This is a genomic window from Pseudomonas sp. GL-B-12, from assembly GCF_019955895.1.
In the GTDB taxonomy this organism is placed as follows: Bacteria; Pseudomonadota; Gammaproteobacteria; order Pseudomonadales; family Pseudomonadaceae; genus Aquipseudomonas.
The window spans coordinates 1-21,368 of the sequence record NZ_JAHBCX010000020.1 but is presented as its reverse complement, the minus strand read 5'-3'; the positions used below and the strand labels follow the sequence as shown (position 1 = coordinate 21,368).

The following is a 21,368-nucleotide window of genomic DNA, read 5'->3' as shown; positions in this document are numbered from 1 at the left end:
GCGAAGCACCGCACCAAGCGCCCGATGCCGCTCAGCACCGGCTTGGAGTCCAAGAATGACTACGAAGAACGGAGCGCGTCGGGGCAGTGATGAGCGTAAGCCGGTCGCGCTGGCTTTGCAGGGCGGCGGGATGCACGGCGCGTTCACTTGGGGCGTGCTCGATCGATTGCTCGAGGACGGCAGGCTTGCCATTGAAGGGGTGAGCGCAACCAGTGCCGGCGCGATGAATGCCGTCGTGCTGGCCTACGGCATGCTGCAGGGTGAGGAGGCCGGCGCGCGCCAGGCGCTGCACGATTTCTGGTACGCCGTGGCGCAGTCCGCCGAGCGTCATAACCCGTTGCGCTGGACGCCATGGCTGAAAGGGACGCACAGCTTCGGTCTGGACCATTCGCCCATGTACGCGTTCGCGGACGTGGCGCTTCGTATCTTCTCGCCTTACCAGTTCAATCGCCACAACTTGAATCCGCTGCGAGAGGTGCTGGAGAGTCAGGTCGATTTCGCCGCCTTGCGAAAGCAATGCCCGCTCCATCTCTATCTGTGCGCGACCAATGTCGAGACGGGGAAGATACGCATCTTCTCGGGCGAGGACGTCTGCGCCAAAGCGGTGCTTGCTTCGGCCTGTGTGCCGACATTGTTCCAGGCGATCACGATCGAAGGTCAGCACTACTGGGATGGCGGCTATATGGGAAACCCGGCCATTTTCCCATTGATCTACCACTGCAATACACGTGATGTAGTGATCGTCCATATCAACCCGCTCGTTCGCCCGGGCGTGCCCACTACCGCTGCCGATATCCTTAATCGCATCAATGAAATCAGCTTCAATTCGTCGCTGATGCGTGAGATGCGCACCATCGCCTTTGTCACCGACCTCATCCAGCAAGGCAAGGTCGATTGCGACGAGATGAAGGAGATGCTGATCCATTCCATTCGGTCCGACGAAGCGATGTGCGCGCTCACCGTGTCCAGCAAGTACAACGCGGGCTGGGACTTCCTTTGCGGACTGCGCGACAACGGACGACGCGAGGCCGAGGCGTGGCTCACAGAGAACTATCGGGATATTGGCGAACGGTCGAGTATCGACATCCGAAAGGAGTTTCTTTGAACGCTACCATGAGACGGGAAAAGGTGGATGGCGTCTGCCCAACACTTGAGGGCAGGAAGGTTGCTGCTGAGCCTGCTAAAAATAAAGCTGGGGTCGGTTAGCCGAGCCCCAGCGCTGTCAATCGACGCAATACTTGCGTTGTGGCCTCAAATCCCCGGGCTGGATTGCTCCTGCATGGGCTCTTTGGATATCGCCATCGTTGATCGTCCCCGAGGCACTTTCAAAGACCTCGCCCAAGCCGCCGGGGTGAGCAAAGCGACCCTGAACCGCTTCTGTGGCACTCGAGATAACCTTATCGAGATGCTGATGAATTACGCCTCAGAGGTGATGGAGCGAGCGATTGCTGCTGCGGACCTTGTAAAGTCACCAGCGCTTGACGCTCTACACAAACTCATTGAGCAACACTTGACGCACCGTGAGCTAATGGTCTTCCTCATCGTTCAATGGCGTCCCGACTCACTGGACGGAGAAGCAGGTAATCGCTGGTTGCCTTACTCGGATGCACTGGATGCGTTTTTTCTGAGAGGTCAGACGGAGGGTGTGTTCAGAATCGATATCGCCGCCCCCGTGCTGTCGGAGATCTTCGCTTCCATACTGTTCGGGCTGGTGGATGCTGAGCGCCGTGGCCGTGTGGCTCGGTCGGGGATGGTGGCACTGATCGAAATGTCTTTTCTTCGAGGCGCGAGCAAGGGCTAGGTGGACTCGTTTCCGACCCGTCGCACCGCTTGTTCGATTCCCATTCGTCTCGCCAGTAGTTGAGCCGTAAACAGGTCAAGGTGGGCTCCCCCGGCATTCTTGAACACAGTGATCTGATCTGTAGTGAAGCAAGGCGGACCACCACCGCACAGATCAAAGAGATCGCCAATTATATCGTCGACCGAGATCACGCCAGTTGCTAACGGAAGTTGGAGCTCGCCACTTGCCAGAGCAGTCGGTCGAAAGTCCGCATAGAGTTGGCCGCGAATCAGAACATCGTTATCGGCCTCACGCATGTGCGGCAGCCAACTACCCACCAGATTGACATGCGTGCCAGGAGCAACCTGGGCGCCACGGATCAAAGGCTGGTCGCTCATGGTTGCGGCGCAGATAACTTCAGCCGCAGGTAATGCCGCGTCTAGATCATCGACAACAGTGAGTTCAACGTCGCGGATTTGAAGGTCGGCAGCCAGCTTCTCTGCGCGAGGTCGCGTGCGGTTCCAGATAAAAACCTGGCGCAACGAGGGTCTCAACGCGGTGAATGCCTCGATCAGTGGGCCTGCCATGTCACCGGCACCGACCATCAGCATCGTTCGGACATCCTGGCGCGCAAGCAGATCAAGTCCAAGGGCCGAGTCGGCAGCAGTCTTGCGGGCCGTAAGGGCCGCGCCATCAGCAACGAATATAGGGGCGCCGGTGATGCCATCAAACGCGACATAGACGCCTTGTATCGAAGGGGAGGCCGGGTGTCGGTGCTGGTTGCCAGGAAACTCGGTGGCAAGCTTCACTCCCACCATTTGCCGTTCGCTCCAAGCGGAGCGCAACATGAAACGATCAGCGCTACCAGGGTGCTCAAGGTGTAGATCGGCGATGACGGGCAGCGGCTCTCTATGTGCCTGGGCAAAAGCGGCACATAAGCTTGGATAGTCGAGCAGTCTGCTGATTGTCGGTGCATCAATCCACTGCATGGGAAAGTCCCCAAAGTGCCAGCAACGGCTTGTCGGTTGACCTCATGGAATGGACAGCCGATGGTGGGTTGAACACTACGCCGCCCGGCCCGGGATTCCACCAGCCGACATCTTTTCGGTACCAGTAACCTTCCGATAAAACGACATAAAACTCTGCCGGAGGATGCTTGTGGTACGGATAGCAAAGTTCGGGCTCCATTACCGCCAGCCCCACTGTAAAAGTTGAACATTCAAGCAGTGCGCCCTTGCCGAGAATCAGCGCATGTCGGTGCCTTTCTTCAAACGCATCATCGTCCCCTTCTGAAGCGGATCGCTTTATCCAGCGACTACTGGACAACAGGGTCTCAAGAGCCGATAGCAGAATCTTGAAGTCCCGATTCGTTCGGGGAGCATCCGCCAATGCCCGCGCTACCGTGGGCTCCAGGCAAGCGGGCAGGGAAGTGCCCGAGAACGGAGGCAAGCCGATGTCCAGGCGCGCATTGCTCAAGGAGCGAACACAGATTTCTGTATCCACGCCATCAACACCACTCACTTGAGAATACCGGGCCAGGATTCGCAGGAGTGCCTCCCGCATCACCACTCCCTGTATCAGGAGTGCTTGTTCCGACATCTGTGAGTACGACTGCATCACCTTTTACCTCTTGAACATACCAGGCAGGTCACTTTGAGAATTCAGTGATCCATCCATCGAGCTGTCTCTTGGCTTTCTGAACGATTGAGCTCGATTCGCAATGGCCAATGCTGAAATCGCGCCTGAAACGATTCGGTTAATTGCGAAGTAATCGAGCTGTCGCACTGACAAAAACCAGCAAAACAATCACGCAGCCAAGAGCGAATGACAAGGTGCTCAGATGGGCGACCGCCCCGATAAATACGGGACCGATCAGAATCCCCGCGTAGCCCATCGAGATGACAGCGGGGATGGCTACTGCCTGTGGCATACGTTGCTGGCGGCCCACGGCGGTAAAGAGCACAGGGACAATGTTTGAGCATCCAGCACCGACCAGAGCGTAGCCAATCAAGGACGCGGCCCAGCCATCGATTCCAAGCGACACGATCATGCCTGCGGCTGCGCAGAGTCCGCCAAGCGCAACGACGCGCACGCCGCCTAGTTTGCTGACGATGGCATCTCCTGTCAGGCGGCCCACCGTCATCGCGGCGGCGAAGGATGCGTAGCCCAAGCCGGCGATGCTCGGCTCTAACCCTCGGCTCGAGACAAGGAAAACCGCGCTCCAGTCGAGGATTGCGCCTTCAGTGAGGAAGACGATGAAACAGAGCGCCCCTAAAAACAGCACGATACCCCTGGGCACCGCGAACATTGGTCCACCCCGTTCAGTGCCATAAGTCAGAAAAGCAGGCGCTGCCTTGTAAAGCGCTCCCAAAACGGTGGCAACGATGCAGAGCGCAGCAATCAAAGGATGCAGGCCCAAGGTCAGCAGAGCGGTCATCGCCCCGGCGCCCAATATGCCTCCGACGCTGTAAAGGCCATGGAAGCCGGACTGAAGTGCCTGCCCGCTGTTTTTCTCGACGATGACGGACTGTATGTTCATGGCGCAATCAAGCATGCCCATGCTGGCGCCGAAGATAATGACAGCGATGACCAGACCCGGCAGCCACACCAAGGTGCTCAACAGCGCAAGAACGGCACACAAGACAATCGTCGCCCAGATTACGACCGGTCGGCATCCATAGTGTGCAGTGAGATACCCAGCGAAGGGCATGGCCACAATAGATCCACCGCCAAGGCCAAGCAGCAGCAACCCCAGGCCACCATCGTCCAGGCCGGCGCGTGCTTTAACCAATGGAACCAGAGGCGCCCAAGCGGACATGAGTAAGCCCGCGATGAGGAAGGCAATGCGTGTAGACATCCGCTCGCTGTGGTTAGCCGTGGGTAATAACACCGGCGATGGAGCATTCATAATTCTCGGTAATCCTTATCGATGATGCTAACCATCGTTTACTTGGCTTAGACAGTGCGGGTTTCGTATGTTTTTCGCGTGCCCGGGTTTCGAAACTTAACGCCTGCGCTCATACGTTGCTCTATAGCTGCTTGGCGCTACGCCAAAGAAGTCACGAAAGCGCATATGGAAGTTGGCGAAACTACAGAAGCCGGTCGCAATCGCGATATCGGTGATCGGCCGATTGCTCTGCAGAATAAGCTGTCGCGCTCGAGTCAAGCGCAGCTCGAGGTAGTAGCGTGTGGGCGTGGCGCCCACGAAACGGCAGAAGCGCCGCTCCAATTGTCGTCGGGAAATTTTCACACATTCAGCCAGTTCGTCGATCGATAGTGGCTCTTCGATGTTCTTTTGCATCAGTTCTAAAGCGAGCTTCAGGGTTTGTGGCAAGGTGGGGTCAGTGTCAACGATGACAGTCGATATCCCGGAGACTTCAGCGGTTTGATCGCAACTGAGTATTTCCTCGACAGCGTGCGTCAGCGACACGCCTTGTTTAGCGGTGATGAGCTCCAGCATCATTCGTAACGAACTGCTGGCGCCGGCGCATGTGATACGGTTTCTATCTAATACGTGAGTCCGACAAGTGACCAGGACTTTGGGGAAAACATCCTCCATCATCGCTCGCCCATCTGGATGGAAGGCACACTCGACACCGTCCATTAACTGAGCTTCCGCCAGAAAAAACGCACCATTCCACAAACCGCCCATGGTCGCGCCAAGAGATGCGACGTTACGTAGCTTGCGCCGTAACAGCGGGTCGCTCATCAGCTTCACTCGCAAACCACCAGCGACAATGAGAACGTCGATACGATCCGGTAGTTGGGATAACTCCAGGTCCGCTGAAATTGCGATTCCCAGATCGCTCATCACCAGACGGTTCTTGATGCCGACCGTCAACACCTCAAACGCCGGTGTCTCGCTAATCAGGTTGGCGGTCACCAGCGCATCGATAGCACCGGTGAACGACATCATCGAGAAATTGTTCAAAAGCACGAAAGCTACACGAGTCACCGCCTGCGGCATTAATGGTTTCTGCGCCGTATAGGAGTACCCCATGTTCTTGTCTTTAAGCACGCTCTCGAATACGAATGGCATAAATCCTCTTTGACACCTTTACCAATAGCTACGAAACCGTTGCGCAATCTAGACAGCGGTTTTTGGAGCAGACAGCAACAAATCAAAGAATGCCTGGCAGTCATCGCTCTCAGACAGTGCTTCAACACTGTTCTTGATCGCATTGCTGAGCGTGGATCCCAAGCTGTCATCAGCCAGCAAATGATATTTAGCCGTGAGTTCGGCACTCGACATAGGGTTGCCGGGGTCGCCCTTGGCCGTCGCGGTTGGGCTCGTAAGACGCGTGCCGTCTTTCAGGGTAACGGTGACGCGGGAGAGAATTTCCTCAGGGAACCTGGCGGACAGGTCGGGCGCCTCATGAAGGGTTATCTTCCCGCTGATGTTCAAGATGTCCGGCGCATGAATGGAATCCCCGGTGACTTCGTCAGGGCCCAGCTTTCCACGAACGATCAAGGCGGCCAGTGGAAATGCGAGCGCATACTGGGCCTCATCCGCATTCTTCGGAAAATGCCCCTGCAAGCACACAGACTCGTGGAATGTCTCGACATCGATGGTCTCGATCAACTCAGCAGAGATGACTGGATGTGCTCGCATCAAATCGGTCATGGCCGTGAGTGCCGGTTGCGCCCAGCGACATACCGGCCACGGTTTGAAATATTGCTCGTCGATCTCCCAACGGGTTCCGATGTCCTGCCAGAAAGTGGAAATCTCCAAAGGTTCAACGGTGGCGGCTGGAGCGCCAGTGACACCGAGCTGTGCCATCAGTAATGCGTTCAGTCCGGCATACGCGCCGGCGCCGTGGGCATCACGCAACATCGTCGGAAAGCTCACCAGGCGCATCATCGGGCACCTCGGGCCGAAGTATTCCGCGATACCCAGCGCATGACGGAATGTCGTTTCATCAAGCTTCAGCAGGCGGGCACCGGCGCAAACGACCCCGATCCCGGAAAAGGCGCCTGAGGCATGATATTCAGGGGCGGTGGCCATCAATGCCTGGCCCGCCCGTAAGGCGGTCTCGTAACCGATGCACAGTGCGCTGAGGAGTTCTTCGCCGCTGATGTTTTTGCCCTGACTGCGATACGCGTCAACCAATGCAACAATGGCCGGGACAACAGTTGCACCTGCATGCCCCTTGGAGGTGAAGTGACCTTCGTGTGCATCCAGGCTATCAACGCAGAAACCGCCTGCATACGCGGCGCCCAATGGATGTACGGCTCTGCCGTCGAACCAAAGGCGGCTGGACAGCTTGTTGGCAGAGTAGTGGGTGTCAGCGTAGGTTTTGAGCGTCACGCTGGTTTGATTGTCGCGAGCACCGGCGGCCACACCAATGATGTCGAGCAGGCAAGTTTTAACCAACTCGCGTGTATGCAGGGGCGCGTCCTTGTAACTGAAATTCTGGACGAATGAATACAACTGCATTTCATGATTCCTGAATGATGAACGCCGAAACGGATGAAAAAGTTGCCCGGGGAAGGGCAACCTTTTATGCAGATTTAAATGAAGGGACTAATTTTTTGCGGTGGCGGTATTAGCCGCGGCTCGTGCGTCTGCCAGCCAGCTGTCATATTTCGCGCGATGGGCCGCGATCCATTCTTTGGCGTGACGAGTAATGTCAGCTGCACTTTTTTCACCGTTGTGCATTTTCAGATTTTGCGCGCTTTCATCGTCGGTAGTGATCTGCATTTCAGACAGGAACTTCACGGCAGCCGGATTTTTCTCGGCAAACTCTTTGTTGATTACCGCTTTGACACTGTCTACCGCGAAACCAAGGTTTTTACCATTAAAGGTAGTGTTGACATCGTTTTTGCCACCTGGAAGATCCGTACGCGGCACGGTTAACCACACAACATCTTTACCTTCGACCAAAACACCGGAGATCCACTGAGGTACCCAGGTGTAATAGAGAACCGGCTTGCCTTGTTTGTAACGAGCAATGGTGTCGGCCATCAGGGCAAAATAGGAGCCCTGGTTATTTGTGACGGTTTTTTCCAGGCCATAGGCTTTCATATGGTGGGCAATGACCAGCTCACACCCCCAACCGGGGTTGCAACCCGTCAGGTCGGCTTTACCGTCGCCATTACTGTCGAACAGCTTGGCTATCTCTGGCTTTTTCAGATCATCGACAGAGGTGATGTGATACTCATCAGCCGTTTTCTTATCGATCATGTAGCCCTGTAGTACGCCCGGCATAATGTCGCCGGTTTTCACCATCGTCTCATCGCCGCCGGCCTTCTCGTAGAAAGATTTGTGTAGCTCCTCCCACAGATGAACCGAGAAATCAGCGTCACCATTGGCAATTGCAATCATCATGGTGGAGTACTCGGTTTCCTTAGGAGTCTCAACGTCGTAGCCCAATTCCTTGAGACCCGCCATTGCGATCTCTCCGCGAAATCGCTCTTCGGCAATTGACGGGAAAATTGGGGTGATCGATACCCCTTTTCCGGGCTCCTGCGCCGTGGCGGCTGATGCGAAAACAGGGGAAACCGCTAGTACTAAAAGCGCCACAGAGTGAATGAATTTCTGTTTTATTCCGAAGGTTGTGAAGTTCATTATCGTTTGCCTTGGCTGGATTAAAGAAGTTGGCATTTCTTTTGGTTCACGACGCGCCGCTTAGCGGAGTTAGCTCTCTTTGGGACTGACTTCTATTTTCGTAACAGCGTTTTTTCTCTTCAGGCGATAAATGACACCCGCCGGACCTGTCTGGTACCAGTGCTCACCTTTGGTTGCCCTGTTACTGCGTTCGCCCATCGCCTGGGTCAGTCGGTCGAGGAAAATCGCCAGCAATACCAGCCCCAATCCACCGACGGTTGCCAAGCCCATATCAAGGCGGCCAATCCCGCGAAGTACCATCATTCCCAACCCACCAACCGAAATCATTGATGCGATCACCACCATGGAAAGTGACAACATTAATGCCTGATTCAGACCCGCCATGATCGTCGGTGCAGCTAAAGGAAGTTGAACCCGTCTCAGCATCTGGCGTGGGGTGCATCCGAAAGCCCGGGCCGCCTCAACCTTGTCTTCCGGTACTTGGCGAATTCCCAGATTGGTGAGCCTGACCAGTGGTGCTACCGAAAAGATGATCGTGACCAGCACCCCCGGTACGTTGCCGATACCAAACAGCATCACCACGGGCACCAGATAAACAAATGCAGGCAGTGTTTGCATTGCATCGAGTACCGGCCGCAGAAGCATCTCCAGTCTGTCACTCCGGGCACACAGGACACCCAGCGGTATGCCAATAACTGCACAGAAGAACAGTGAAGTGAGCACCAGGGCGAGGGTGACCATGGCGTCACTCCATACGCCGATCACTCCTAAGAGGGTAAGGGTAACGAAACAAAGGATCCCTATCTTTTTCCCTCCTACCTGCCAGCCGAGGAGCGTCGCAATAATAATGAATATTGACGGAGGAATAGCCAACAATCCGAACTGAATACCATTGAGTACCTGGTCGATTGGCCATCTAATTGAGCGGAATACCTCGCGGAAATTATGAACCAGATAATTTAAGGCAACTTCTACCCATTGGCCCAAAGGGACGTTGATGGATTGAAACGGGTCTAGAAAACTGAATTCGTTCATGTCATCACCTGAATGTCCGAGCCTGGCAAGCCAGCAAATAGAGACTATTAGTGTCGGCTCATTGTCTGAAGCAGTAGGCTCTTGGAGATCGTGCCTTTGAACACACCCTGGCGATCCAGGACGGCAACTGGATTAACTGCATCAGCAACGATGTGAAAGACGTCCTGCAGGAGTACATCGTCGCGCAGCGTAGGCGTGGATTGGTCCACGGCGTACGGATGCTCTGCACAAATCTTGGCAACATCGCCAGCCTTCAGGATCTTCGAGGCATCGAAACCTTTGAAGAAAGCCCTGACGTAATCGTTCACCGGGTTGCAAAGCAGCTCTTGCGGGGTACCGATCTGTACTACCCGGCCACCCTCCATGATCGCAATGCGATGGCCGATGCGAATCGCCTCGTCAATGTCATGGGAGATGAAGATGATGGTGCGATGCTGTTCTGCCTGCAGGCGGATCAGTTCGCCCTGCATTTCGTGGCGAATCAACGGGTCAAGTGCCGAGAAGGCTTCGTCCATTAGCAGGATGGCTGGGTCGTTAGCCAGCGCTCGGGCCAGGCCTACCCGCTGTTGCATACCGCCGGACAGTTGGTGCGGGTAGCTGTAGGCGTGGCCATCGAGCCCCACCTGTTTGAGTGCCTCGAGTGCACGTTTATGCCTTTCACTTTCCTCGACACCCGAGATTTCCAGACCGAAAGCAACGTTGTCGATCACACTCATGTGGGGCATCAGGGCAAACGACTGAAACACCATGCTCATGTCTTTGCGACGAACGCTGAGGAGATCAGCATCCGACAGACCGGTAATTTCCTGTCCGTTAAGATGGATTGTTCCGGAGGTTGGCTCGATCAGTCGATTGAACAAGCGGACCATCGTCGACTTCCCGGAACCGGAAAGCCCCATGATGACAAAAATCTCTCCACGTTTTACGGAGAAACTGGCATCAAAAACGCCAACGACTTGACCGGTTTTGCTGAAAATTTCACTTTTATCAGCACCGCGAGCCAGCATCTCCATCGCGAGTTTTGGCTGAGCACCAAAGACTTTGTAAATGTTTTTTACCGAGAGTATCTCGTCACCAAGACTCATAACCCCTCCTGCTGCAATTACGACGTAAGATCAAGAATTTAGGTGTACGTGTCTTGATCAGTTCAGACGGTGCTTGTGGGGGCAGTCAAGCTGGGAGAAAGGTTGGGAAATAGTCATTGTGACCATCCTCTTTATTATGTGATGTTTATTATTTTTGTTTTATCGGCGCTGAATTAAGCAGTACCTTGAGAACCAAGTTATTACCTAATAGAGTCAGCGTCTAACAACATTTCTTCCAGCCAATCAATAACGTCATGTTATCAATCATTTAATCATGTCAATTTGCGACTGCGGCAGTGCTAGTTGCGAAGACGACTGCGGCTGGCCCTGTCTTAGACCCTGTGTTTGAGCTACGCTCCAGCGTAGGCTCTAGGTGGCACCCTCCCACCGATCTCATCCCTTAAGGCCCTCCAAAGGGCCCCGAACCGGATATTCAATACTCTAGGTTATGGTTAAGCACATCGATCCAGACATGACGCTGCTGAAAATGCCGTCTCTGAAAGCAGTGAAGTCATTCGTAGCCGCCGCAAAATATCAGAGCTTTACGCGTGCGGCAGAAGCACTGTGCGTTACTCAAGCGGCAATCAGCCGTCAGATTCGGGAACTTGAGGCGTACCTTGGGGTGGATCTCTTCAAGAGGGTGGGGCGAGCAGTCGAGTTGACGGAAGCCGGATCCATCTTTTTTGATGCGGCACAGCTATCTTTCGTCAACATTTCCCAGGCGGCGGAGCGCATTCGCACCAACAATGCAGGCAAGCGCACGTTGACGCTTTGCTGTTCTCCCGCGTTTTCAGCCCTCTGGCTCGCAGCGAAGCTGCCAGGTTTTTTTACCAAGAACGCAGACATCGACCTCAATCTGGTAACCACTCAAAACTTTTTGTCGATGGAACCGGGTGTAACGCCGGACATCTTCATCACCAAAATGGCCAGGATTCAGGATGGCTACCGCAGTTATCCGTTGTTTCATGACGTCATCTACCCGGTGTGCACACCTCGTTACAAAGAGGAGCACCCTGAGCTGTCCAGCCTGGAAGGATTACGCGACGGGGTTTTGCTAAACCTCAGCCCCTATGGCAGATCCCAGGTAGCGGAGCACGTTGACTGGGGCGTTTGGCTGGCTTATCACGATGTTGATATCGAGAAACGCCCCCACGACAGCCCTCACGTGTTCAACGCGAACGACTACAACCTGGTAATTAGCATGGTGTTGACCCATCAGGGCGTCGCCCTCGGATGGAATCACCTGGTTGCAAACCTGATCGAAAACGGCACGCTGATTCGGCCGATAGAAGAGGAAGTGGTTCTCCATGAAAGTCAGCACTATCTGACATTTCGTGAAGACCGGATCAATGACGACGCCTGTTGCCGGCTACGAGACTGGATTCTCGCCCAGTTTTCCTGAGCTGTTTAGAAGATAGGAGTACTGACTGAGCAGTGATTCGGGGTGCGAGAAGGGGAGAAGTTTGGGTATGCCGGTGGTGATCATTCGTGGTTCTCACCACCGGCAGTTTTGCTCTTAGCCGACAGATCTTAACGGGATCGTGTCATTGAGTTGCTCAAGCATCGTTTTGCAGTACCAGTCATCAAACTGACACACACCAATTTCGCTGGCCACCGACAATGGGCCCGGCTCGTAAGCAGGAGAGCTGACCCCGACCTGTGCGCCTTCCACCAAGGTGCGATCCTGGTCATTGGTTGCAAGCCAAACCTTGGTCAGGCGATCGATATCGTAGTCGGCACCTTCCTGCGCGTCCTTCTTGACGATCCATTTTGTAGTGACCAACGTCTCGCCCGGACCGATGGGCAGAACGCGGAAGCTCAGCGCGTGATCGCCCAGAAAGTGGTTCCAGGTTGATGGGTAGTTGAAATAAAGCAGCGCACCGATGTTGGCTTCACCGGTTGTGTCCAAGCGACCGGCAACCGCAGGCTTGCCATCCATTGTGTAGCTGACGGCCCCGGAAAAAAGGGGGATGCGCGTCATGCGGAAGCGACCGTCTTCGTCCATGACCAATTGGCTGGGCAGGCCTGCTGCTTCGCAACGATCCCAATGCTCTTTGAGTTCAAGATCCTCATCGCCGCCGGCGCCACCCACTGATGGGTTGTCGACGAATGAGTGCATCAATTCCGGGTGAGTAAAATCGCAGTGGTAACACTCGCGGTTGTTCTCGAAAACCAGCTTCCAGTTGCCTTTCTCGATGATGTTCGACTCAAACGCGACTTTGCAGTCGTCCAGGTTATGAGGCGCAACGAAAGGGGTGACGGATTTTCTGAACGACGAAAAGTCTGGGGCGACATCTGCTACGCACACATAGATGTACGTTTCGACGACCTCACAATGCACGGTTTTCAACCCATGCTGAGACTTGTCGAAATCGTCCCCCATGTTCCCGGCGAAAAGCAGTCTGCCATCCAGCTCGAAGGTCCATTTGTGGTAAGGGCACACCAGCTTGGCGACCTTGCCGCTTGCTTCCGGGCACACCTTGGAGCCGCGATGGCGGCAGGCGTTGTGGAATGCACGAATCTGCTTGTCTGCGCCACGCACGATAGCGACAGGGTAATCGCCAATTTGCAGCGACAGGTACTGACCCGACTTCTCCAGCTCAAATGTGTGCCCTGCGAAGATCCAGCTTTTGTGCCAGATCTGTTCCAGGTCCTGCCTATAAACGTCTGGATCGCTATAAAGGGCACCTGGCAGCGCGTGGTCAGGCTTGCGCTGCGCGATTAGATTTGAAACTGCCGATTTAGTGCTCACGGTCAACACACTCCAAAATACCAAGGGGGCGACACATTCAGCCTGCTCAGCGAGGTAAGGCCAAACGGTCTTGAGTTCGCAGTACCGTCTGTGGATGCAAGCCCATCAAACCGTGCTGCTTCTATCCGCGAACCGGAACGGTTTGCCACGTCCAGGAAGCGCCTTACGAAATGTGCCTTCTTGGATGGGGGTGCCATCCGTGCACTCATTTCGTTTCTGATCCATTACTAATGCAGACAATTCTTTAATGCCGATGTTTGCATCAACAGCAATATTTCTACAGCACCATATTCGATCCCGGGCAAACGAATCTTAACTAACGGGACGAATGTACGAGAAATCTTCTTCTCCAATTCGTCGGTAGAATATCGCTGTTGTAAGGCTACGACGGCAATCATGCATCAACAAGAAACATTTACTCTGATCAATGCATAAACAAATGTTATCGATTGACGTCGTGGACGCGGCGAGGAAATCTTATGTCATTGAATATAAAGGGATATTTATTTCCTGTGACAAGTGATGCGTCCATTTAGAAATGTATACGTCAGAAATACACTCTATTGACCGCCTTCTTGGCCCATGCCAGTCTGGATTCAACAGTAGCCAAAGTGCCGTAGTTGATCTCGTGTTTGAGCAATGGGAACTGTCCCGTGAAAACATGGCGACTTTTATCGTGTTCAAGGCATCAAGGCTGACGCGCTCGTTGATCTTCCACCTAACTCGCATTCGGAGCATTTATCTTGAAATTTGAAGGTATTTATACGCCAGCAGTAACTCCTTATAACTCTGATGGGGAGATTGACTGGAATGTGTACTCGGAAGTTTTGGAGTCGCTGATTGAGGCGAAGGTACACGGCATTATTATCGGCGGCTCAACCGGCGAGTATTATGCGCAGACTTCGGAAGAACGCACCGAGTTGGCGGCCTACGCCAAAGATGTGATCGGCACTCGGGTGCAACTGATCGTCAGTACCGGGGCGATTCGCACCGAAGATGCGGTTCAGTACGCCAAGGATGCCAAATCGATCAAAGCGGACGCCATTCTCGTCACGTCTCCACCTTACGCGCTGCCAACCTCACAGGAAAACGCGATTCACGCGCTCACTATCGATCGCGCAGCGGATTTGCCGATCATGCTTTACAACTATCCGGGGCGCATGTGCGTTTCGATGGATGAAGAGTATTTCACGCGTGTCAGCCAATCGAAAAACGTCGTCGCCATCAAGGAAAGTTCCGGCGACATGGGCCAGGTGCATATGCTGGCCCGGCAGTTCCCCAACATCGCCTTGTCCTGCGGATGGGACGACCAGGCCCTCGAGTTTTTTGCTTGGGGCGCCCGCAGTTGGGTGTGCGCAGGTTCCAACTTCCTGCCCAAGGAACACGTTGCGCTTTATGAAGCCTGCGTGATCGAAAAGAACTTCGACAAAGGCCGTCAAATCATGTCGGCAATGATGCCGCTGATGAATGCCCTGGACGGTGGCAAGTTCGTGCAGTCGATCAAGTACGGCTGCGAAGTTGCCGGATTGAAAGTCGGTAACGTGCGCCTGCCATTGCAGCCACTTGAAACGGACGAAAAGCAGAGTTTCGCGTCGATCATTACTGAACTCAAACGTAACGTAGCCAACATTTCTTCGGGAGCCAGCCATGGGTGATCTTCTGAGCAAGGCCGAGTACGCCGCACTGGCCAAAGACATTTCGCTGCCATCCAAGGCGTTCATCAATGGCGCGTTTAAATCCGCGATCTCGGGCAAAACCTTCGCCACGAACAACCCGGCAACGGGTGAGTTTTTGACAGACGTCGCTGCCTGTTCGTCCGAGGATGTCGACTTTGCGGTGAGTAACGCCAAAGAGGCCTTCGAGGATGGACGCTGGAGATCGATTTCTCCCAGGGAGCGTAAAGCTGTTCTGCTGAAGTTTGCGAGCCTGCTTGAAAGCCATCAACACGAACTGGCCGTCCTCGAGAGCCTCGATAGCGGCAAGCCTGTGAGTGAGTGTCAGCTGGTCGATGTGCCGGACACCATCCACACCCTGCGTTGGCACGCGGAACTGATCGACAAGATTTATGACAACACCGCCCCGGTGGGCAGCGACGCGCTGACCATGGTGGTCCGGGAGCCGATCGGCGTGGTGGGCTGCGTATTGCCCTGGAACTTCCCGCTGCTGATGCTCGCCTGGAAAATCGGCCCGGCGCTCGCTGCGGGCTGTTCGGTCATCGTCAAACCTGCAGAACAAACGTCGCTGACCACGTTGCGCGTCGCTCAGCTGGCGTTTGACGCCGGTATACCCGCCGGTGTCCTCAACATTGTGACCGGCACGGGCAAAGAAGTCGGTGAGCCGATCGGTTTGCATAACGATGTCGACATGGTGAGCTTCACCGGCTCCACCGCTACCGGCCGCCGCTTCCTGCATTACGCCGCCGATTCGAACCTGAAACGCATCGTCCTTGAGTGCGGCGGAAAAAATCCGGCCGTGGTGATGGACGATGCCCAAGACCTGGATCTCGTCGCTCAACACGTCGTCAACGGCGCGTTCTGGAACATGGGCGAAAACTGCTCCGCGACTTCGCGCCTGATCGTCCATGCGTCTGTTAAGGACGAGCTGCTGGAGCGCATGGGCGCCTACATCCGCGAATGGAAGATGGGTGACCCACTCGATCCGCAGAACCGCGTAGGGTCGCTGGTCAGCCCAGAGCATTTCGCAAAAGTGAAGTCGTACCTTGAGCACGCCACTGCCGGGAAGCTCGCAGTCGTGTATGGCGGCGCAACCAAAGACGGTGCCTTCGTAGAACCGACGGTGATTGACGGTGTTGGTCGAGACAACCGGCTGTTCCAGGAAGAGATCTTCGGCCCGATTCTCTCGGTCACCACCTTCAACACGATCTCCGAAGCCATTGCCCTGGCCAATGACACGGTGTACGGCCTGGCGGCCTCGGTTTACACCGGCAGCCTTCGCCGAGCAATCAAGTTGTCGCGGGAAATTCGCGCCGGCATTGTCACCGTGAACTGCTTTGGTGAGGGCGATGCCTCAACGCCATTCGGCGGCTACAAAGAGTCGGGCTTCGGTGGTCGGGACAAATCCATTTTTGCCCATGACCAGTACACCGAAATCAAAACAATCTGGATCGATGTGTCTGATCGGTCGGATGAAGAGACCGAAAAATGAGCACCCATACCATCAAGCGCCTGCCGGTAGACACCGGGGTTTCAGGTTGGGAGGCGATTTCCGCACGCACTGCGCCTGTCCGCAGGCTTGATGGAAACGTGACGGCGGATTGGCTGATTATCGGTGCCGGTTTTGCCGGCCTGTCCGCCGCTCGCAGACTTTCACAGTTACACCCGGGTGACAGCATTGTTGTGGTCGATGCTCATGAAGTCGCCAAGGGCCCAGCGGGCAGAAACTCTGGCTTCATGATCGATGTGCCGCACAGTCTGTCGTCAGGGGAATACTCCGTGGCGAGTGAGTCTGCAACGGCGCTGGAGATCACGCAAAATCGTTTTGCGATTGATTTTGCTGCGCAAGCCGCACGCGAGTACGGCATGTCCGCAGACACCTTTGACCCTTCAGGGAAGATCAACGCTGCCGCCACTGAGCGTGGATTGAAGCTGAACGTCAATTATGCCAAATCCCTTGAGCGCATTGGCGAAAAGTTCGAGATGTTTGATGCAGTGCAAATGCGTGAAATCACCGGGTCTACCTATTACCATGGAGGGATCTATACCCCCGGAGCTGTGTTGATTCAACCCGCACAATACATCAGAGACCTGGCAGCAGGGCTGGAAGGGAAAATCACTCTCTTTGAGCGCTCTCCAGTTATTGAATTGTCGAAGCAGGGCAGCGGCTGGATCGCTCGATCTCATAACGGGACGGTGCACGCACCCAAGGTCATTCTTGGGGTTAACGGTCACATTGAAGACTTTGGTCATTATCAGGGACGCCTGCTGCACGTCTTTACGTACGCCTCCATGACGGCAGCGTACAGAGATGATGCATTCAAGAAAGACGTGCCGGGTAGATCCAAGTGGGCATTGTTGCCAGCTGATCCAATGGGAGCGACTGTTCGTAAAATCTCTACAGACGGTCTCTCGCGTATCGTCATCCGGACAAAGTTCACCTATGACCCGAGTATCCAGGTCACGCCAGAGCGTGTAGCGGCGGTTGCCAAAGAACAGCGACATTCTCTGGATGCACGCTTTCCCGAATTGAAATCCACTGCGTTGGAGTTCAGCTGGGCCGGCCGTCTGTGTTTGAGTCGTAACAGCGCCGCTGCATTTGGCGAGATCGAAGAAAACCTGTATTCGGCTTGCTGCGAAAATGGGTTGGGAACGGTCAAGAGCACTCTGGCAGGTGTAATGGCGGCGGAATTGGCTTCGGGTATACGTTCTGATTTTCTGGATAGTTTCAGTCACGCGCCAGGACCCAGCAGGCTACCCCCCCAAATAATAACGAAGCTGGGCGTCAGTTCGGTCATTCGTTGGCATGAATTTTGGGCCGGGCGAGAAGGTTAGTAAGTTTAAGTTGTCGGCTTTTCCTATAAAGGCCGTTTAATAAGTCACTAATAAGAACGGAACAATCCATGAAGAATATTTGGAAGGCATTCTGCGCGCTCGCGTTTGTGGGCATGATGAGTTTGCAGGCACACGCTGAAGAAAAAAACATAGTAATGGGGACCATGTCTTGGGAGGATTTGGTGCCCATTACCGGCATTACCAAGAAGGTACTTGAGAACGCTGGGTATACCGTAAAAGTCGTGGAGTTTTCCGAGTGGGGTATCGCCTACGCTGCACTCAGCAAAGGGGATATTCAGGTGTTGGCATCCCAGATTGATTACGCCGCTGCCGATTATTGGAAAAAGAACAAGAACAAAATCGAGAAGCTGTCACCGGTCTCCTTTGGTCTTTATCAGGGCATGGCAGTACCCAGTTACGTAGACATCGACTCCATCGAACAGCTGAATGCAAACGCGGACAAGCTGGGGAACAGAATCATTGGTATTGAGCCAGGTTCGGGTTTGATGAGTGACGCGAACAACGTGGTCAAAGCGTACGACATCAAGCTCAAGCTGGTCGAAGGCAGTACTTCGGCCATGACCGCGGCTTTAAAGTCGGCAGTCGACCGAAAAGAATGGGTGGCGGTAACCGTCTGGGATCCTTCCTGGATGACCAAGAAATTTGATCTCAAATTCTTGAAAGATCCAAAAGGGGTCTTCCCGCCGTTGCAGGGTTATTACTGGATAGGACACAAAGGCTTCGCTGAAGCCAATCCGCGTGCGCGTGAACTGATGGCCAGTGTTTATGTGCCTATCACGGACATCACCGCGATGAATGCTGAAGTCAAGGATGGCAAGACCATGGACGAGGCTATCAAGGGTTGGATTGATAGTCATACAGATCTTGTTAATCGTTGGGGAAATATCAAGAACTATTAAGTTTTGTTTGTTTGCCACTGCCGCCCTTTGATTAATTAAAGAAACCAGCAAACAACTGGTTCGATGGATTGCGAAATGACAATGGCCACAATTAATACTGACGAAGTGCTGGTAGATTGCCAGTCGGTTTGGAAAATCTTCGGTAAAAATGCACCGGCAGCCATGGACGCGGTTGTCCAGCAGGGTCTTTCAAAGACCCAGATCCTGCAAAACCATGGCTGCGTGGTCGGGGTTTCCGATGTCAGTCTCCAGGTTCGCCGGGGGGAAATTTTTTGCATCATGGGTTTGTCCGGCAGTGGCAAATCCACCCTTATAAGGTTGCTGAACAAGCTGATCACCCCGAGCTCGGGGAAGGTGCTGGTCAAAGGCAAGGACGTTTCATCCTTGTCGCCGTCACAACTGCGAGAGGTGAGGGCGCGTCACATCGGTATGGTCTTTCAAAGCGTTGCCTTGCTGCCTAACCGTACGGTTCTTGAGAACACCGCGTTTGGCCTGGAAGTGCAGGGTGTGGGCAAGGCTGAACGTTACAAAGTGGCCGAGCAGGCGCTAGCAAAGGTTGGATTGAGCGAGTGGACTTCACGCTATCCAAACGAACTGTCAGGCGGCATGCAACAACGGGTCGGACTGGCGCGTGCACTCACAGCTGACCCAGAAATAATTTTGATGGATGAGCCGTTCAGCGCGCTTGATCCGCTGATTCGCCGACAGTTGCAGGATGAGTTCCGCCAGCTGACCAAGGAGCTGGGCAAGTCCGCGGTGTTTATTACACACGACCTGGACGAGGCCATCCGCATCGGTGACCGCATTGCGATCATGAAGGATGGCGCCATCATTCAGGTTGGCACCGCCGAGGAAATCGTGCTCAACCCGGCTGACGACTACGTGGCGGAATTCGTCGCCGGCATTTCCCGATTGCATCTGGTCAAGGCTCACTCGGTCATGACGTCTGTCCAGGCCTACAAGGCTGCACAGCCGACTTGCGATATTTCCAGGCTCACCCAAACCTCGCTTGACGCCGATATTGATGAACTCATCAGCTTGACGATGAAGTCCAAGCGCGACGGGCTTGCCGTCGTCGATAACGGAACAGTGGTCGGGATCATTACGCCTCGTGATCTGCTGCGTGGCGTTCAAGGTATTCCCAACGAGTTGGCGCCAGTACCAACCGCCGGTGCGATGGAGGCGTCCGCATGAGCACGCCGGATTTTTCTAGTCAGTTTGATACCTCCATTGATACAGGACTGGAATGGCTTTCGGACAATGGCGAGTTCGTGTTCGATGCCGTCAATGCGGTGCTGAAGGGCATTTACGAAGGCGTGCTGTGGTGTGTCGCCTATCCACCGCACTACGTTGTAGCGATTGTCATGGCGTTGATTGGCTGGCGTCTGGCTGGCGTTCGCTTTGCAATTCTTGCAGGTTTGGCCCTGTTGTTTTGCGACGTCATCGGCTTGTGGCCAGAGACAGTCAGCACGCTTGCCCTGGTGCTCACAGCAACTGTCCTGGCACTGGTTGTCGCCATTCCGCTGGGGGTCATTGCCGGTCTGGCGCCGGCCTTTGATCGCGTGGTTGATCCTTGTCTGGATTTGATCCAAACGATGCCGCCCTACATCTACCTGCTACCGGCCATTGCACTGCTCGGCTACGGCCCTGCCACGGCGCTGTTGGCGACTTTTATCGTCGCGCTTCCCCCTGCGCTACGACTGACCTCGCTGGGTATTCGCATGACACCCAAGGAGTTCATCGAGTTGGGAGATGCCAGCGGCGTGACTGGAATGCAGATGTTTTTCAAGATCCGCTTACCGTTCGCCATGCCCAGCATCATGGCCGGTGTCAACCAAAGCCTGATGATGGCGTTCGGTATGGTCGTCATCGCCGGCATTGTGGGTTCGGGCGGTTTGGGCGAGGCGATTTACGGTTCCATCCGTACGTTGGATATCGCCAAGTCGATCAACGCGGCCATCGCTATCGTTATCCTGACCATGATCCTGGATCGTCTGGCGCAGAGTGCTGCACAGGCGCGGGTGAGGGCTTCCCAATGACAACGCACATTCAATTTTCTCCAGGCGATTACCTGGCTCCCGCCGTTGATTGGCTGAACACTAATTTACATGGATTGTTCAAAGGGATAAGTCAGGTCATTGAGGCGGTACTCGGTGCAGTGGAGGGGGCGCTGCTTGCTCCCCATCCGTACTTATTCATCGGTATTGTCGTCGTTGCGGCCTTCTTTTTTGCCAATAAACGAGTCGCTGTTTTCGCTGCGGTGATGTTGGCTTTCTGTTTGTTCGCTGGCCTTTGGGTCGCGTCCATCCAGACGATTGCGCTCGTCAGCGTGTCGGTCCTGATCTCTGTTGCCATTGCTTTCCCGCTGGGGGTTCTGGCCGCCCGGGTGAAGCGTGTAGATGAAGCGTTGCTGCCGATTCTGAACATCATGCAAACGGTGCCGCCCTGGGTATACCTGATCCCCGCAGTGATGCTGTTCAGCTTGGGACGGGTGCCCGCGATCATCGCAACGATTGTTTACGGCATCCCGCCGATGCTCAGATTGACGACTCTGGCCTTCAAGCAGTTGCCCAAGGATCTCCTTGAGTTGGGCCAGGCGTCCGGTGCTTCACCTAAAGACATTCTGTTCAAAATTGAACTGCCGACTGCTGCACCCACACTGTTGGTAGGCCTGAACCAATGCATCCTTATGTCGCTGGCGATGGTGGTGCTGGCAGGTT

Annotated in this window: 19 protein-coding genes; 10 read left to right on the top strand and 9 right to left on the bottom strand. The window is 54.6% G+C overall.

The window, feature by feature from the left end:
• Positions 1-55: 55 nt before the first annotated feature.
• Both KGA85_RS12045 and KGA85_RS12040 read left to right on the top strand, forming a co-directional pair.
• The gene (locus tag KGA85_RS12045; RefSeq protein WP_223459970.1) at positions 56-1,105 is read left to right on the top strand and encodes a patatin-like phospholipase family protein; all 1,050 of its coding nucleotides are present in this window, start codon (positions 56-58) and stop codon (positions 1,103-1,105) included.
• A 174-nt stretch (positions 1,106-1,279) separates the two neighbouring features.
• A complete protein-coding gene (locus KGA85_RS12040) occupies positions 1,280-1,801 on the top strand; it encodes a TetR/AcrR family transcriptional regulator (protein WP_223459972.1) in 522 nt (173 codons plus the stop codon).
• Here the strand turns inward: KGA85_RS12040 and KGA85_RS12035 are convergent.
• The 8 genes from KGA85_RS12035 to KGA85_RS12000 all read right to left on the bottom strand — a co-directional run bounded on the left by KGA85_RS12035 (position 1,798) and on the right by KGA85_RS12000 (position 10,468).
• Positions 1,798-2,769 (bottom strand): ornithine cyclodeaminase family protein, encoded by a 972-nt coding sequence (locus KGA85_RS12035; RefSeq protein WP_223543132.1) that lies wholly within the window; start codon positions 2,767-2,769, stop codon positions 1,798-1,800. The two genes, KGA85_RS12040 and KGA85_RS12035, sit on opposite strands and share 4 nt — an antisense overlap.
• Positions 2,756-3,397, bottom strand: a complete 642-nt coding sequence (locus KGA85_RS12030; RefSeq protein WP_223459998.1) for a dimethylsulfonioproprionate lyase family protein — start codon at positions 3,395-3,397, stop codon at positions 2,756-2,758. The genes KGA85_RS12035 and KGA85_RS12030 overlap by 14 nt, the downstream gene beginning before the upstream one ends.
• 139 nt (positions 3,398-3,536) lie before the next feature.
• On the bottom strand, positions 3,537-4,688 hold the full coding sequence (locus tag KGA85_RS12025; RefSeq protein ID WP_223543131.1) for an MFS transporter: 1,152 nt from the start codon (positions 4,686-4,688) through the stop codon (positions 3,537-3,539).
• A gap of 96 nt (positions 4,689-4,784) precedes the next feature.
• Positions 4,785-5,819 (bottom strand): GlxA family transcriptional regulator, encoded by a 1,035-nt coding sequence (locus tag KGA85_RS12020; protein WP_223459978.1) that lies wholly within the window; start codon positions 5,817-5,819, stop codon positions 4,785-4,787.
• A gap of 48 nt (positions 5,820-5,867) precedes the next feature.
• A complete protein-coding gene (locus KGA85_RS12015; RefSeq protein WP_223543130.1) occupies positions 5,868-7,217 on the bottom strand; it encodes an MmgE/PrpD family protein in 1,350 nt (449 codons plus the stop codon).
• An 87-nt stretch (positions 7,218-7,304) separates the two neighbouring features.
• Positions 7,305-8,348, bottom strand: a complete 1,044-nt coding sequence (proX, locus tag KGA85_RS12010) for a glycine betaine/L-proline ABC transporter substrate-binding protein ProX (RefSeq protein WP_223459981.1) — start codon at positions 8,346-8,348, stop codon at positions 7,305-7,307.
• A 69-nt stretch (positions 8,349-8,417) separates the two neighbouring features.
• Positions 8,418-9,422, bottom strand: a complete 1,005-nt coding sequence (gene proW, locus KGA85_RS12005; protein WP_223533757.1) for a glycine betaine/L-proline ABC transporter permease ProW — start codon at positions 9,420-9,422, stop codon at positions 8,418-8,420.
• Positions 9,423-9,430: 8 nt separating this feature from the next.
• Positions 9,431-10,468 carry a glycine betaine/L-proline ABC transporter ATP-binding protein gene (locus tag KGA85_RS12000; RefSeq protein WP_150723827.1) on the bottom strand — a complete coding sequence of 346 codons (1,038 nt, stop codon included), beginning with the start codon at positions 10,466-10,468 and terminating at the stop codon, positions 9,431-9,433.
• Positions 10,469-10,916: 448 nt separating this feature from the next.
• On the opposite strand from KGA85_RS12000, the gene KGA85_RS11995 reads away from it, so the two are divergent.
• Entirely contained in the window at positions 10,917-11,870 is a 954-nt protein-coding gene (locus KGA85_RS11995; protein ID WP_172435296.1) for a LysR family transcriptional regulator, read from the top strand.
• Between the two features lie 114 nt (positions 11,871-11,984).
• Here the strand turns inward: KGA85_RS11995 and KGA85_RS11990 are convergent, their stop codons facing one another.
• Positions 11,985-13,220, bottom strand: coding sequence for an aromatic ring-hydroxylating oxygenase subunit alpha (locus KGA85_RS11990; protein ID WP_223459983.1), 1,236 nt, complete (start codon positions 13,218-13,220; stop codon positions 11,985-11,987).
• A gap of 743 nt (positions 13,221-13,963) precedes the next feature.
• On the opposite strand from KGA85_RS11990, the gene KGA85_RS11985 reads away from it, so the two are divergent.
• The 7 genes from KGA85_RS11985 to KGA85_RS11955 all read left to right on the top strand — a co-directional run.
• Positions 13,964-14,875, top strand: a complete 912-nt coding sequence (locus tag KGA85_RS11985) for a dihydrodipicolinate synthase family protein (RefSeq protein ID WP_223543129.1) — start codon at positions 13,964-13,966, stop codon at positions 14,873-14,875.
• Positions 14,868-16,385, top strand: a complete 1,518-nt coding sequence (locus KGA85_RS11980; protein WP_223543128.1) for an aldehyde dehydrogenase — start codon at positions 14,868-14,870, stop codon at positions 16,383-16,385. Before KGA85_RS11985 ends, KGA85_RS11980 begins: the two co-directional genes overlap by 8 nt.
• Positions 16,382-17,728: an NAD(P)/FAD-dependent oxidoreductase gene (locus tag KGA85_RS11975; protein ID WP_223543127.1), complete on the top strand. Its 1,347-nt coding sequence runs from the start codon at positions 16,382-16,384 to the stop codon at positions 17,726-17,728. The genes KGA85_RS11980 and KGA85_RS11975 overlap by 4 nt, the downstream gene beginning before the upstream one ends.
• A gap of 68 nt (positions 17,729-17,796) precedes the next feature.
• A complete protein-coding gene (locus KGA85_RS11970; protein WP_223459991.1) occupies positions 17,797-18,648 on the top strand; it encodes a glycine betaine ABC transporter substrate-binding protein in 852 nt (283 codons plus the stop codon).
• A gap of 75 nt (positions 18,649-18,723) precedes the next feature.
• Positions 18,724-19,842: a glycine betaine/L-proline ABC transporter ATP-binding protein gene (locus KGA85_RS11965; protein WP_223543148.1), complete on the top strand. Its 1,119-nt coding sequence runs from the start codon at positions 18,724-18,726 to the stop codon at positions 19,840-19,842.
• Positions 19,839-20,687, top strand: a complete 849-nt coding sequence (locus tag KGA85_RS11960) for an ABC transporter permease (protein WP_223533750.1) — start codon at positions 19,839-19,841, stop codon at positions 20,685-20,687. The genes KGA85_RS11965 and KGA85_RS11960 overlap by 4 nt, the downstream gene beginning before the upstream one ends.
• On the top strand, positions 20,684-21,368 hold a 685-nt coding region (locus tag KGA85_RS11955; RefSeq protein WP_223543126.1), incomplete at its 3' end, for an ABC transporter permease. The genes KGA85_RS11960 and KGA85_RS11955, both read left to right, overlap by 4 nt.

Coding starts and splice junctions, on each gene's coding strand:
- KGA85_RS11960 (WP_223533750.1), top strand. CDS start 19,839: ATGAGCACGCCGGATTTTTCTAGTCAGTTTGATACCTCCATTGATACA.
- KGA85_RS12025 (WP_223543131.1), bottom strand. CDS start 4,688: ATGAATGCTCCATCGCCGGTGTTATTACCCACGGCTAACCACAGCGAG.
- proX (WP_223459981.1), bottom strand. CDS start 8,348: ATGAACTTCACAACCTTCGGAATAAAACAGAAATTCATTCACTCTGTG.
- KGA85_RS11980 (WP_223543128.1), top strand. CDS start 14,868: ATGGGTGATCTTCTGAGCAAGGCCGAGTACGCCGCACTGGCCAAAGAC.
- KGA85_RS11975 (WP_223543127.1), top strand. CDS start 16,382: ATGAGCACCCATACCATCAAGCGCCTGCCGGTAGACACCGGGGTTTCA.
- KGA85_RS11995 (WP_172435296.1), top strand. CDS start 10,917: ATGGTTAAGCACATCGATCCAGACATGACGCTGCTGAAAATGCCGTCT.
- KGA85_RS12035 (WP_223543132.1), bottom strand. CDS start 2,769: ATGCAGTGGATTGATGCACCGACAATCAGCAGACTGCTCGACTATCCA.
- KGA85_RS12030 (WP_223459998.1), bottom strand. CDS start 3,397: ATGCAGTCGTACTCACAGATGTCGGAACAAGCACTCCTGATACAGGGA.
- KGA85_RS11970 (WP_223459991.1), top strand. CDS start 17,797: ATGAAGAATATTTGGAAGGCATTCTGCGCGCTCGCGTTTGTGGGCATG.
- KGA85_RS12015 (WP_223543130.1), bottom strand. CDS start 7,217: ATGCAGTTGTATTCATTCGTCCAGAATTTCAGTTACAAGGACGCGCCC.
- KGA85_RS12045 (WP_223459970.1), top strand. CDS start 56: ATGACTACGAAGAACGGAGCGCGTCGGGGCAGTGATGAGCGTAAGCCG.
- KGA85_RS12040 (WP_223459972.1), top strand. CDS start 1,280: ATGGGCTCTTTGGATATCGCCATCGTTGATCGTCCCCGAGGCACTTTC.
- KGA85_RS12000 (WP_150723827.1), bottom strand. CDS start 10,468: ATGAGTCTTGGTGACGAGATACTCTCGGTAAAAAACATTTACAAAGTC.
- KGA85_RS12020 (WP_223459978.1), bottom strand. CDS start 5,819: ATGCCATTCGTATTCGAGAGCGTGCTTAAAGACAAGAACATGGGGTAC.
- KGA85_RS11965 (WP_223543148.1), top strand. CDS start 18,724: ATGACAATGGCCACAATTAATACTGACGAAGTGCTGGTAGATTGCCAG.